The following is a 13,570-nucleotide window of genomic DNA, read 5'->3' on the forward strand; positions in this document are numbered from 1 at the left end:
TATTTTCGTTGCGGATAGTCCTCATATTTACTTCCGGCTACTTATGCTGGATAATAAAGAAAATTTATGGATGATCATGAGCGCGGTTCTTGCATACGATTGGAGGCATATCGAATGAATGTTTTTCTTCTCAATTCTGAATTTCACGGCGCGCGGCATGTCCCTACATTTTTGAGAGACCATTACGTCGGCTTTGAATGGCCGGGTATAGGGGATTTAGAGCAGTTAAGCAAGGAGGCTGGACAGGAGAAGGTTGTTCAGGCTTCCGATCAAAAGGGGGCGGTGCTGCTGGATCGGCTGCTCGAGATCGGCTCCTTCGTTTACGATATGCAGGACGGGGATTATCTTTTTCTGGCAGATGGCGATCATGTTCATATGGGCGACTTAGGCGACTATTACTACGTGGATAGACCGTCCGAGGAGGAAGCGGGCCTCTGCCATCGGCGAGGCGTGACTTGGCTGAAGAGCTTGCTGAGGTCGGAGCTGTATCCGGAGCTGAAGTCTTTTGTAGACAGGAAGGTTACCATCTCGATGCTCGAGCGGAAGGTAACGCCGGAGCAGATTGAGCATTGGCTGGATAAGCCTTTCGGACAGGTGGTGGGTACGGAACGAACATGTGCAGTCGATCAGGAGACCATTACGTTGGCGCTGGATATATTAAGGAAGGCGATGAGAAGCGAGGATCCCGATCGGAGAGAACGTGCTGCAATTGCCGTGCTTCAATTCGCTAAGCAATAGATTTCCATAGACAGGCAACAAAAAGAGCACCGGTTCGGTCAATGTCATAAAGATAAGCTCAAGACAAGGTCGAGAATGAAACGGAATTCGAAAGGGCATGGGGAAGAGCCCTATGCCGTTTGTTTTTTTGGTGCAAGCAAGGAAAAAAGCGTACAGCAAACAAAATGGATGGGATGTCAGCGTTTCTTTTAACGAATTTGAGTGCTCATTCATTGGCGTAATTCATTGGCGTAACCTTCTCGTTTTTTCAAGGGGCTACGCCACACACCTTCATCTGCTTGTCAAGTTCTTTTTCATTTTTATTCAAAAAAAAGAGCGGGTTATCTTTTTGATAACCTGCTCTTTTTCTTGATATTTGGTCTGCACCTTAACTTAATGACATTGCCGCTAAGGGCCGCCTTTTCATGTTACCATCTTTACTTATTAAGTTTGCAAATCTCTTTATCTAATAGCAATTTAATAAATAAGCCGCCTTGAACGGTACGGTTTTGGAAACCTACCATCTTTGCATTGTTTGTTGAATACCAGTCGCTCATCGGAACACGACTCTCTGTTTTATCATAAGCATGCCAGAGGCGGTCAACAATGGATGTGAAATCTTCTTTGTTGTCGCAAAGAGTAGCACTCCAAACCAGCCAGTCGGATTTGGTATAGTTGTCACGATTATCAAGCATGAGACCAAATTCACCTGAATGTTTTTCTAAATAGGCTTTTGTTTCCGCTTTAAATGTATCCTTAGGGAACAAGTTAAGACCAAATAGTTGATCCCAAACTGCATTGTATTTCATACTGAAGGAATCTGGACGGTCAAACGCTAAACGATAGGTTCCGTCCTCATTAGCAGCCATTACCAGCCAATTTTTAATCATTCCTTTAGCGACATTCATTAATTCCTCTGACTTTTTCTCGTCTCCAGCCATACGATTCAGAATGGCAAAGCTCGCGATACCCATAATAGCTTTAATCGATAGGTTACAGTTATGTGCGAGGTGCCCTGCAAAATCATCCGTACAAAGCTGGTTGTCAGGATCTACACCATTGTTGATTAAATAATTGCACCATTTCTCAAGATGGGCCCAATTCTCTTGGGCAAAGGATACATCGTTCTCGGTTACCGCAACTGCCGCGGTGCAAATCAGCATATTTCCGCATTCCTCAACCGGCATTTGCCAAGTAGGGCATGTTCCGTGACTATATACTTGTCCGTTAACGAGCGGATACGTACCAGCATCATGGGGTGCAAAGTCGTAATACCAAATATCGGTAGAAGCGTATTTAAATATAGGCCGCAGCATTCCTTTAACTAATTCTGGGTTATAAATCAAAAATTGCGGTATGGATGGATAGGTAACGTCTACCGTAGCTGCACAGCCATTACTGAAATTTTCCTTGGATATAAACAGGACGTTTCCATCGGTATCAGCGCATACTTTATGACCTGCGATAGCTTGCCTATAGGCGAGTGATACAAGTTCTGCGTATTTCTCATTGCCAGATTCTGTTGCCTCTACATACAATTTTGATGAAAACTGTTCACACTTCTCAAATAGGCTGTTGTACTCGCTTAAAGCCTGCTTCACTGCATCTTCAATGGTTTCACCGTCTTTTTTCCAATAGGCATTAAGCGGCTCATTAAAATATTCAATCGCTTTTATGTCATCATATGCAACAGCAAAAAGCGCATTGTTATTTTCATCTGTGTTTATTGGTATCGACAGTTCAATGTTATTGCTAGCAGTACCGTATTCATGTGTATTGGTAACATTCTTTACGGTTGCGTTTTCATTATCAGATGCTAGGTATAAATAACCCCAGTTAATTCTAAGGTCATCACCAGCTTTATTTAATACATTTTGAAACTTGCTTCCAATCTTGCCGCATGTAAAACCCGGTTTGCTAATATCTTTGTAATCGATTGGGAATTCATATTTAAAGTTTTGACATAACTCATCATCAACATTTATTTTTATCGTGACATCTTGCGATTTGCCATTGTTAGATTCGGCTTGTACATGAATATAAGACACGGGTCTAGACAATAGCTTTAAATCATCCATTAAAAGAGGTGTAGTAAAAGTAACATGAAGATTGATTTCATCACATGTAAAACGATATTTTGTAGAAAGCGCATTAATATCTACATTCGTTTGTTCCATTTTCAAACTATTGTCTTTGACACCCATAAAACAATATTCTTTTCCGTTAACCTCAGCGGTACCCATTATTTTATGAGGTTGGCCCGTCCAATGTTTGGTATCTGATTCGTTAAGTGCATTCGCCATAGACCAAACAGAGAAATAGGGATCTACGGTGATAAGTGGAACAGCTGGAGCTCGCATAATCATGATAATTCCTCCTAAGTTAGATGAAAAATAATGAAATGATAAAATATTGTATAAATTAATCTGTTGCTGTAATATACAATTTATCATACAAATTAGTGTCTGATAATAGAAGTTATCACAATAGATGTGAGGAATATCACAATGAATGAAACTGTTTATAGCTTTTGGCCTCTATTAGACCCGAAGCTTCCGCTTAATATCATAATGGCGGGAATATCTTATTGCGATAAGAATTACAAGATCGAACGACATGGCGAAAATTTGTTTTCCTTTGAATATATTATTGATGGAAGCGGTGTTCTGGAGATAGATTCCAAAACCTTTTATCCTCAGAAAAATGATGTATATCTTTTAACCAAAAATAGCCATCACAAATATTATTCTAGCGAGGAAAATCCGTGGGTTAAAATATGGGTCGTTTTTAATGGGGATTTTGCTGAATACCTGTTTAAGCAATATTTGCCTGCTGACACCTATATCGTGAAAGATTGCAATATTCTTTCCTATATGAATGAAATCGTAAATATTGCGTCTGTGAAACAAAAAAACTACTCTGATTTAACAGATGAGATATCAGTTATTGTGCTTAAAATAATTTTGTATTTAAAAAACCATCTGGAAAACAAAGTGCTTTCCATTCCTGAGCGTATTAAACAGTGTTTAGATTTAAATATTGAAAATGCCATTGATATTAACGATGTTTCTTTGCAACTGGGATATTCAAAAAATTATATTATAAAATTATTTCGAGAATATTATGGTTTAACTCCTTATACCTATTTTCGCAATCGTAAAATTGACCTGGCCAAACAATACTTACTTAACACGCATCTAAACATAAACGAGATTTCAACAAAGCTGAATTTTGCAGACCAACATTATTTTTCTTCTTCATTTAAAGCGATAGCGGGCATTTCCCCTTCGGAATATAGAAAAAATAAAAATAGCCCATTTATAGATGCGGAGGGGTATTCTTGAACATCTACGTAGTTAGACACTGTAAGGCAGAAGGACAATCGCCAAGTGCAAATCTTACCGAAGAGGGTTATTTGCAAGCTGAGCTAGTAGCCGAATTTCTGCATGGCAAAAATATCGAAAACATTATTTCGAGTCCTTTTCTCAGGGCCATACAATCGATTTCTCCATTAGCTGAAAAAATTCAGGAAAATATTAATGTAGATGATCGCTTGTCAGAAAGAATATTATGTGGTGAAAGCAGTCCTAACTGGCTTGAAATGCTTCGTCATACCTTTACAGATCTCGAGTTATGTTACGAAGGCGGCGAATCAAGTATCACTGCGATGAATCGTGCATTAGCTGTTATCACAGAAGTGAAAAAAAGCGGGCTGAGCAATGTTGTTATCGTTACGCACGGAAATTTAATGTCCTTACTGCTTAAGTATTATGATAACAAATTCGGTTTTGAGGAATGGGCATCCTTGTCCAATCCGGATGTCTACCATTTACATTTTGAAGGTGAATTACCGATTATACAGAGAGTTTGGAATGGTTGAAGTTAGATCATGGTCACGGAAAACCTGCAGCGTATGAAATTATTTTCGAACGCTTGATATTAAATAGGGATGCTAACACTTAAAAGTGTCGCGTCCCTATTTTTTTCTGTCAGTCTTTACTATTTCCAGTATTTCTCGATAATAGCATCGCGACCAGAATACACCCTGGATTCCTTATAAAACTTAGGATTTTTACGGTGATAGTTCTGGTGGTACTCTTCCGCAGGATAGAAAGTCTCCGCTTCTTGAATCTCTGTTGCAATCGGCTTGTCAAAACGGCCGCTCTTCCCAAGCTCTTCCTTGGATAATTGAGCAAGCTGACGCTGTTCTTCTGTATGATAAAAGATGGCAGCACGGTATTGGCTCTTGCGATCATTGCCTTGCCCTATAGCATCTGTAGGGTCAATTTGCGGCCAATAAAGCTCGAGCAGCTTTTCATATGGGAAGATGTCTGAATCATACGTGATTTGCACGACTTCTAAATGCCCGGTTTCACCAGTCAATACTTGCTCATAACTAGGGTTCTCCAGCGTTCCGCCCATATAGCCGGACAGAATGCCATGTATGCCGGGCTGCTCTTCAAAAGGAGTTACCATACACCAGAAACAGCCTCCGGCAAACGTTGCTTTTTGTATCACTTGTTTTCCCCATTTCCTATCAGTGGTTTGGAAAATAGACATTGTCTAGAAAAACCAAAACTTTTGCAGTAAACTAATTAAATCTAATTATATCTATTTATAATCAAATAGTACATGACATTCATTTGGGAGTAGGGATAATATATGATTTTTGTGTTTGATTTGGATGGAACGATTTGTTTTAAAGGGCAGCCTGTATCGGAAATGATTCTTAGCTGCTTGGAGGAATTAACTCATGCAGGGCATGAAGTTATTTTTGCTTCTGCGCGTCCGATTCGTGATATGCTTCCTGTTCTTCACAAACGTTTTCACAGCTTTTCTCTTATAGGAGGAAATGGATCTCTCGTTTCTAAGGATGACAACATGACCTCTATAGAAACTTTTAATGAAGACTTAACCGTTAACTTGTTGAAGCATATAGAAGATCATCAAGCGACCTATTTAATTGATAGTCATTGGGACTATGCTTACACCGGTTCATTAGAGCATCCAATATTAAAAAATGTTGATGCCTCCAAGCTTGCTAAGCTAGTTGCAGTAGAGTCGCTAGAATCCATCGTCAAAATTCTTATCCTTACCGCTAACGATATGGAAATCTTGGAGCAAAAGCTTGCAAGCCTAGATGTTGTTATTCACAGGCATCGTAATGAAGGTGTCATTGATATTAGCCCAAAAAACATTCATAAATGGAGCGCTCTTCAAAAATTAGGAGTTGAAACACAGCAATTTATTGCATTTGGGAATGATGCCAATGATATTTCGATGTTTCAAAACGCCAAGCAAGCGATTATGATTGGTCATCATGATGAGTTAGCTCCTTTTGCGACTGAGTCGATCCCACTCGTAGGAAGCTGCGAAGAATTGATCGTGAAGAAATTGAAGGAGCTTGCAAAATATTAGTTTCCATAAAAAACAGCAATAAAAGGAGATCATTATGGAGGATCAATGGATAATAGCTAAACATGATCCAGAATGGAAAAATCTATTCAATGAAATCGCTCTGAAACTAAGAGATACATTGGGAGATATGGTCATTCGAATTGATCATGTAGGCTCAACGTCGGTAGTTGGTTTGGATGCGAAGCCCATCATTGATATTCAACTATCTGTTATCGATCTTGAAACGATAGTAAACATTAAGAGCAGGATTGAGAGCGTAGGTTTCGTGTTTCGGGAAGAAAATACTGACAAAACGAAGAAGTATTTTCGAGAAATACCGGGCAATCGAAGAACTCATATTCATGTACGGCAAGCGGGTAGTTTTTCAGAACAATTAACTTTACTGTTTAGAGATTATTTACGCGCACACCCTGCGGATTGTTTAAGGTACGCTCAGGAGAAACATCGATTATTCGAGATTTTCAAGAATGAACGCTCCAAATATGTAGAAGGCAAAGGTCCGATCGTTTGGGATATTATTCAGAAAGCTCATGTTTGGTCACAAGAAGTGGGTTGGAAACCAAGTGTTTCAGATATGTAATGGAGAGATTTTGTTTTAAATACCTATAGTTAAATATCTGCGGCAGCCCAAGGACGTTAATTTCGTCCAAGGCTGCCGTTTCTAATTTTAACAGGTCAGACTAAGACATGATTTGACTTGAACAAGTGAAACTTGCTCCTTCCGGAATATTAAAATGAAATTAGTACCAAAATAGAGTGAGGATTTATGGATTGTATAGATATGGATGTGATCGGATTTGAGCGGTTCGAGTAATAAAATCAGCTTTGTACAGGTATTTATGATGTTATCTTTAATGAACGGCCTGACCAGTCACGTTATTGTAAATCCGATGATCCTATCTGCATCCAAAAGAGATTCATGGATTACAGTGCTTGTTTCAGGTGGGCTTTTCCTTATTTGGATTTTGCTATTGGTTTGGTTAATGAACCGATCCGGTCAACAGGAATGGAAGTCATGGCTATCCCGAAGGAGTTCGCCGTTTGTATCGTGGCTGCTTATCCTTCCAGTCTGTATCCAGATGTATCTGATTGGTGGAATGACAGTCATCCATACCGCAACCTGGCATGTCACGAATTATTTGCCTTCAAGCCCCAAGATGCTGCTAGTTGTCTCACTCGTGTTATTTTGTACGGCAATGTCTATGTGGGGGCTGAGAGTCATTGCCATTGTGGCGGGAGTGCTGCTGCCGCTTGTTGCCGTGTTAGGCATATTCGTTAGTTCTTTCAATTCACCTATGAAAGATTTTACACTTTTAAAGCCTGTACTCGAGCATGGGTGGGGACCAGTATGGAACGGAATGGTTTATTCTGGGGCTGGCTTTGTGGAATTGTTGGCGCTGATTGTGCTTCAACATCATGTGAGATCCAAGATTCGGGTTTGGCAGCTGCTGATCTATGGTTTATTTTCTATCTTGATCTCGCTCGGCCCGATCATCGGGGCAATCACAGAATTTGGACCTATAGAGGCTTCGCATCAAATGACTTCGCCATATGAGCAGTGGAGACTCGTGAAAATAGGGCAATTTATTGAGCATCTGGACTTTTTGTCTATCTTTCAATGGCTGTCTGGTGCCATTGTTCGGATAAGCTTATCCGTTTATATATTTGTGGAATTGCTGTCATTTCGCAAAGCACGCAGTCGACACTGGGCAATTGCTGTCATTATGATGAGTTATATTCTTCTGTCATTGTTTCCGGTAAATGAATATTCCTTTTATTTGTGGATGGACCGTTACTACATGCCAATCTCACTGGCGGTATTATTATCCTTTTCATTCTTATGGATGATTGCCGCCTTGTTCTTAGGATCTGCCTCACGGGAGGGGAAAACATGAATGGAAAATCACAGAAAAAGACAGAGAACTGGAATGAGGAGAGCTTAAGAGCTCTCTTCGCCGGCTCTTTAGATGTCAAAATCCAGGCTTGTCACTTCGGAGAGCAAGTAAGTGCTGACGTGGTGATCGCCTATGCAGAAGGTCTGAGCCATACCGCGGATATTGGGAAATTCATATTGCCAGAGCTGAATCGCTTATTCAAGGAACAAGGTTCATTCAAGGACCCCATTGTTCATTTGTCTAATGTACTTTCCATTACAGAATTAGCAGAAACATCGGAGGATACATTATCCGAGACACTATTTCAAGGGGATCTTCTGCTCATTTTTACAGAAGAGAACAAAGTAGCCTTTGTAAGCATTGCAGATAAGCCAACGAGGCAGCCATACGAATCCAGTACAGAAATTTCGGTTAAGGGCCCACGAGACGGCTTCGTTGAAGATATTACTGTAAATATTGCTTTAATTCGCAAGCGTCTACGCAGCCCTTCACTTCATGTAGATACTGTAACGTTAGGAAGAAGAACAAAGACGCGGATAGGAGTGCTTTTTTGTTACGACATTGTTAATCCTAAAATGTTGGAGGAAATACGCAGCCGATTAAAAAAGATTGATATTGACGGTATTATCAGCATCAGCCAGTTAGAGGAAATGTTGTCTGATTCGAAATTTAAGCTATTGCCGATTATGGATTTTACAGGAAGGCCGGATTACGCCGTCCAAAGCTTGCTTTCGGGGCGAGTTGTACTCGTAGTCGATGGATTGCCGATGGTGTTAATTGCACCAGCTGGCTTGACATTTATTTTAAAATCTCCGGAGGATGCCCACTTTAATTATGCCTATGTTTCGTTCTCAAGAATAATAAGAGGGATCAGCCTGTTTCTATCCATTTTTCTTCCAGCGATTTGGGTTGCGTTAGTGTCGTTTCACCAAGATCAGATTCCATTTCAAATGATGGCCACCATTTCCGTTACACGGCTCGGGCTGCCGCTTTCATCTCATATGGAGATGTTTCTGCTGCTAATGCTGCTTGAGATATTCAGAGAAGCGGGTGTACGGCTTCCTAACGCGATCGGTCAGACACTAACGTCAATTGGCGGGTTGATCATTGGCGACGCAGCCATTCGGGCGGGGCTGGTCTCGCCTTCAGTCGTTGTAGTAGGTGCGATTACCGCCGTATCTGGGGTAACTCTAGTGAATCAGACGTTAAGCACACAGGTTAGTATTCTGAGGCTTTTCTTTTTTATCCTATCTGCCATTCTTGGTATGTATGGTGTCATTTTGGGTATGGTACTGCTCATTGGTTACATGGGGAGTATGAACTCGTTTGGCGTTAGCTACTTATCACCATTTTCTCCGCTTTCAGTTAAAGAATTGGTTATCTCATTTCTAAGATTGCCTTGGGATAAGATCAACAAACGACCTACTGGACTCAATACAGTTGACAGTGATAAGACGAAGGAGGATTAGCTATGTATATTTTCCGGGCAATAAGTTTGCTTCTGTGCAGTAGTATATTGATTTTGAATGGTTGCACAGGCACGCCGGAAATACAAAACATGGCTTATGCAACGGCTATTGGCATTGATTTTAAAGATGGAAAATGGATTGCCTATGCGCAAATATTGAATTTTTCAAATATCTCGCATAGTGAACAAGTTACGCTTGGACAACCTGTCCCGGTTTGGGTTGGTAAAGGGGAGGGGGAAACGGTGGCATTAGCGCTTACTGACATAAGCAGAACAGCTCAGCTACAAGTATTCTGGGGGCATGTAAAAGCTGTCGTAATGACAGAAGCGGTGCTTAAGAAGAGTGTCACCGATGTGTATAGCGCAATTAATCGCTATCGGGAAGTGCGCTACAATATTCTCATCTATGGAACGAAGCGGGAGATTCCAGATATTTTAGTCCAGAAATCGATTCTGAATTTATCACCTCTTGAGACGATTATGTTTACGGCAACTCAAATGAGCTCACCGATTTCGGTAATTTTACCCGTTACTGTGAATCGAGTCATAGCGGATTTGAATGAGCCGGGAGAGCCGGCAATGATTCCTTCCATTGATCTTGATACAAATGATTGGATGGAAGACAAACAAGCAAAGCCGATGTTTGCGTTGTCGGGCGGTTATTTCTTCAAGCAGAATAAGATGATTGGCTGGATGTCAGTACGGGATCTGCAAGGGATTAGATGGGCCGAAAAAGGACTTAAGCGTATACCGCTTAAAGTTTCTGCCCATGGCTCACCCGCTGCTGTAATTGAGTTCTCTTCCCCAAAAATGCGGATTAGTCCCGTAAAGGTGAATGGAGAAACTCGCTTTAATCTTGAAGTTGAAGCAAATGGCTATGTGATAGAGCTTATGCAAGACGTTACAATGAACCATTTGAAGGATCGTGCAGCTGATGCCATCCGCAAAGAAATTACGAGCACCTACCGCAAAGCGATTAAGCAAAATATCGATCCGTTTCATCTCAGAGAGTCGCTCTATCGTTCGTCACCCTTGGAGTTTCGGCGTTTGTCCGGCAGCGATGCCTTCTTCTTGAAAAATGATTCTCTCGGAGAAATAAAAATTAATATCAATCTATTGAATACGGGGAAATATAAGGGGACAAAAAATTAAACGGTTTAGTCATGTTGAGACCAAAGTGTTATTCCTCATAACTCTTGTAACAAGAGCACAGTCATGAAGCCATCTCTATTCATAGAATAGGAGGAACATGATATTGAGGGGTGAGCTTAATTGGAGGAAATGTATCATTTTAGTAGAAGGAATATGAATTGCAGAGTACGCGTTCATACTCGAAATGGGCAATGCTTTGATGGTGTTATCGTTAATGTTGATAGGAATAACGTATATTTACGGACATCGGATGGGGTACGAACGTCTCAATGGTTTGGGTTTGATCGTAGAAATAATATATTGGCTCTATCACTGTTCACTCTTCTTGCGATAGCCTTAATTTAGGTGCAAGACTATTAGACAAACACGCCATCCTAATAAAGCAACCTCAGGTCTCCTTTGACCTGAGGTTGCTTTGTTTTGTGGTAACAGAATACAAAATAGCACACCGAAAGTTTTTTGCAGCTTATGGAAGAATATTTCCTGCAGCACGATAAATACCGTACCATTCTTCGCGTGTCAAATGAACTTCGGTAGCATTGCAGCAATCGTTTAAGCGGTCTAGATTCATTGTACCGATAACCGGTTGCATATGTGCAGGATGACGCAAAAGCCATGCAATGGCAATCGTTGTATTGCTAACCTTATATTTTTCAGCAATTTCATCGATTTTCAGATTCAATTCTGGGAACTTGTCGTTTCCAAGAAATACACCCTCGAAGAATCCATATTGGAAAGGTGACCAAGGCTGAATAGTAATATCGTTCAGTCTGCAATAATCGAGCACGCTGCCATCACGGTGCACAGCAGCATCATTCTCCATATTTACGTTAAATCCGCTCGAAATCATAGTAGCGTTGGTAATGCTTAATTGAAGCTGGTTAGCAACAAGAGGCTGCTTCACCGATTTCTTTAGTAATTGGATCTGCATTGGCGTTTGATTGGATACGCCGAAATGACGTACTTTGCCCGAACTTTCAAGGCGATCAAAAGCTTCGGCTACTTCTTCCGGCTCGACCAATGTATCTGGACGGTGCAAAAGCAAAATGTCCAAGTAATCGGTTTTCAGCCGCTTCAAAATAGCATCTACCGAATCTAAAATATGTTCTTTAGAGAAGTCAAACATGCCAGGACGAATGCCGCACTTCGATTGTAGAATAATCTTTTCCCGAATTTCATCGTTCATATGGATAGCATCTGCGAATATTTCCTCACAAGTTCCACCGCCGTAAATATCAGCATGGTCGAAGAAATTCGCACCCTTATCCAGCGCTGTCTGAACAAAACGTTCAGCACCGGCCTTGTCCAGCGAATTAATACGCATGCAACCGACTGCAATCACCGGCACCTCTAGTGTACTGTTTCCAAGTTTCATAGTCCTCATGATTTAAGTCCTCCTTCGTGATTGGTTAACTTTGTTTAATGGATTCATCGCAAATAGAAAGGCGATCTATTTGTTATTGCACAGATTTTTGTAAACGCCTTCCTTGTTAATTGTGCCTTCTGATTGTCTCACATAAGTCCTTAGCATTTCAATATTTACAAAAAGGATAAAATGATTTATTTGACTGCGCGAAGGGAGATCGCTAGGACATTTCTTCGTGTACTGGTATTTACATACAAATGCGCATTCGGTATTCTGGAGAAACGGTTCCTAGATTAGAAGTTTAATAACAATAAATTTGTAAAAAATGGAGGTAGCAACCTTGGCAACTATTGAGGATTTCATGAAATTAGAAATGCGTATTGGTACAGTCATTAAAGCAGAACCTTTTCCGGAAGCTCGAAAACCAGCAATAAAATTAGAAATCGACTTCGGTGAGTTTGGTATTAAAAACTCTTCGGCACAGATCACAGAAAGATATGACTCAGAACAACTTATTGGGCGTCAAGTTGTCGCAGTCATGAATTTTCCTGTTAGACGTATCGCGGGCTTTAAATCCGAGGTCCTTGTTATTGGTGGTACTCCAGCAGAAGGGGATGTGGTCCTTTTAAAGCCCGATCAGCCTGTTGCAAATGGAACGCCAATTGCGTAGTGCTTTAGCGCGTGCTAATTTTATTAAAAAGGAACAGGCTGCCGATCTAATCGGCAGCCTGTTCAGCTATTAGCGTTTACGCGTCTACAGCGATCATAACAATTAAAGTTATAAGGTTCCATATCTGCTTCGATGATTTTCGGTACATAGCCGTCGTCGGCTAAGCTGGTAAGAAGCTTTGTTAAATGCTTTGCAGTTTCTGGAAGATCATGCATGAGCACGATAGGGGTCACATCATATTTTTCTAATTTTCGAATTTGATTGATTGTCGTTTTAATATAATCTTTGCTTGAGATCGACCAGTCGCTGCTGTCAACGTTCCAGTCCCACAATTTGTACCCATTGTCATTCAAGACCTTTCTATAAGAATCTGTTAAATAAGGAACACTGCCATAAGGTGTACGAATAATAACGGTAGAAATACCTGTAATCTCCTCAAGTGTTTTTTGAGCTTGATTCATTTCATCAAGCGCTGATTTTTCAGATCGGTAAAACCGATTTTTATTATGAGTAACACCATGTAAGGCTACTGCATGTCCTTCTTCTACAATGCGTTTAACGATTTCCGGCGACTGTCGCATTTTAGGTTCTAACATAAAAAATGTGGCTTTTGCATGAAAAGACTTCAACGTATCTAAGATATCATTGGTAGCCGAAGATGGACCATCATCAAAGGTTAAATATATCGTTTTATCGTTTTTGCTATCGATATCGGATGGTTGCTTTACCGTAATTAAAGATGTTTCGAGTTCGACATCCAAGTCATTTACAGTTGTTTGGATATGGTTTGGAGCGCTGCTGCATGCAGATAATTGCGTTACAATTAATAAAATGATACAAATGGCAAGCTTTCGCATGAACTATTTCCTCGTTTGCTTTAAGAT

13 protein-coding genes are annotated in these 13,570 nt (G+C 40.6%); 9 read left to right on the forward strand and 4 right to left on the reverse strand.

Going from position 1 to position 13,570, the window contains the following annotated elements; genetic code table 11:
• Nucleotides 1–114: 114 nt before the first annotated feature.
• A complete protein-coding gene (locus tag AC787_RS25335; RefSeq protein WP_054027734.1) occupies nucleotides 115–738 on the forward strand; it encodes a hypothetical protein in 624 nt (207 codons plus the stop codon).
• Nucleotides 739–1,154: 416 nt separating this feature from the next.
• Here AC787_RS25335 and AC787_RS25345 read toward each other — a convergent pair whose 3' ends face one another.
• On the reverse strand, nucleotides 1,155–3,083 hold the full coding sequence (locus AC787_RS25345) for a glutaminase domain-containing protein (protein ID WP_054027736.1): 1,929 nt from the start codon (nucleotides 3,081–3,083) through the stop codon (nucleotides 1,155–1,157).
• A gap of 141 nt (nucleotides 3,084–3,224) precedes the next feature.
• Here AC787_RS25345 and AC787_RS25350 point away from each other — a divergent pair, with 141 nt between their 5' ends.
• Nucleotides 3,225–4,061 (forward strand): AraC family transcriptional regulator, encoded by an 837-nt coding sequence (locus tag AC787_RS25350; protein WP_054027737.1) that lies wholly within the window; start codon nucleotides 3,225–3,227, stop codon nucleotides 4,059–4,061.
• On the forward strand, nucleotides 4,058–4,597 hold the full coding sequence (locus AC787_RS25355) for a histidine phosphatase family protein (RefSeq protein ID WP_054027738.1): 540 nt from the start codon (nucleotides 4,058–4,060) through the stop codon (nucleotides 4,595–4,597). The genes AC787_RS25350 and AC787_RS25355 overlap by 4 nt, the downstream gene beginning before the upstream one ends.
• 119 nt (nucleotides 4,598–4,716) lie before the next feature.
• On the opposite strand, the gene msrA is transcribed toward AC787_RS25355, so the two are convergent.
• Complete coding sequence (gene msrA / locus AC787_RS25360) at nucleotides 4,717–5,232, reverse strand: peptide-methionine (S)-S-oxide reductase MsrA (RefSeq protein WP_054028188.1); 516 nt, start codon at nucleotides 5,230–5,232, stop codon at nucleotides 4,717–4,719.
• Between the two features lie 147 nt (nucleotides 5,233–5,379).
• Here msrA and AC787_RS25365 point away from each other — a divergent pair, with 147 nt between their 5' ends.
• The 5 genes from AC787_RS25365 (at nucleotide 5,380) to AC787_RS25385 (ending at nucleotide 10,650) form a co-directional block, all read left to right on the forward strand.
• The gene (locus tag AC787_RS25365; protein WP_054027739.1) at nucleotides 5,380–6,135 is read left to right on the forward strand and encodes an HAD-IIB family hydrolase; all 756 of its coding nucleotides are present in this window, start codon (nucleotides 5,380–5,382) and stop codon (nucleotides 6,133–6,135) included.
• Between the two features lie 34 nt (nucleotides 6,136–6,169).
• Complete coding sequence (locus AC787_RS25370; protein ID WP_054027740.1) at nucleotides 6,170–6,715, forward strand: GrpB family protein; 546 nt, start codon at nucleotides 6,170–6,172, stop codon at nucleotides 6,713–6,715.
• Between the two features lie 217 nt (nucleotides 6,716–6,932).
• The gene (locus AC787_RS25375; protein ID WP_054027741.1) at nucleotides 6,933–8,030 is read left to right on the forward strand and encodes an endospore germination permease; all 1,098 of its coding nucleotides are present in this window, start codon (nucleotides 6,933–6,935) and stop codon (nucleotides 8,028–8,030) included.
• Nucleotides 8,027–9,499, forward strand: a complete 1,473-nt coding sequence (locus AC787_RS25380) for a spore germination protein (protein WP_054027742.1) — start codon at nucleotides 8,027–8,029, stop codon at nucleotides 9,497–9,499. The genes AC787_RS25375 and AC787_RS25380 overlap by 4 nt, the downstream gene beginning before the upstream one ends.
• 2 nt (nucleotides 9,500–9,501) lie before the next feature.
• Nucleotides 9,502–10,650 carry a Ger(x)C family spore germination protein gene (locus AC787_RS25385; RefSeq protein WP_054027743.1) on the forward strand — a complete coding sequence of 383 codons (1,149 nt, stop codon included), beginning with the start codon at nucleotides 9,502–9,504 and terminating at the stop codon, nucleotides 10,648–10,650.
• Nucleotides 10,651–11,116: 466 nt separating this feature from the next.
• On the opposite strand, the gene AC787_RS25390 is transcribed toward AC787_RS25385, so the two are convergent.
• A complete protein-coding gene (locus AC787_RS25390; protein ID WP_054027744.1) occupies nucleotides 11,117–12,034 on the reverse strand; it encodes an aldo/keto reductase in 918 nt (305 codons plus the stop codon).
• Nucleotides 12,035–12,356: 322 nt separating this feature from the next.
• Between AC787_RS25390 and csaA the strand changes: the two genes are divergently transcribed.
• Nucleotides 12,357–12,686 carry a chaperone CsaA gene (gene csaA, locus AC787_RS25395; protein ID WP_054027745.1) on the forward strand — a complete coding sequence of 110 codons (330 nt, stop codon included), beginning with the start codon at nucleotides 12,357–12,359 and terminating at the stop codon, nucleotides 12,684–12,686.
• Between the two features lie 62 nt (nucleotides 12,687–12,748).
• Here csaA and AC787_RS25400 read toward each other — a convergent pair whose 3' ends face one another.
• On the reverse strand, nucleotides 12,749–13,543 hold the full coding sequence (locus tag AC787_RS25400; protein WP_054027746.1) for a polysaccharide deacetylase family protein: 795 nt from the start codon (nucleotides 13,541–13,543) through the stop codon (nucleotides 12,749–12,751).
• Between the last annotated feature and the right edge of the window lie 27 nt (nucleotides 13,544–13,570).

This window comes from Bacillus sp. FJAT-28004, from assembly GCF_001280845.1.
In the GTDB taxonomy this organism is placed as follows: Bacteria; Bacillota; Bacilli; order Paenibacillales; family Paenibacillaceae; genus Pristimantibacillus.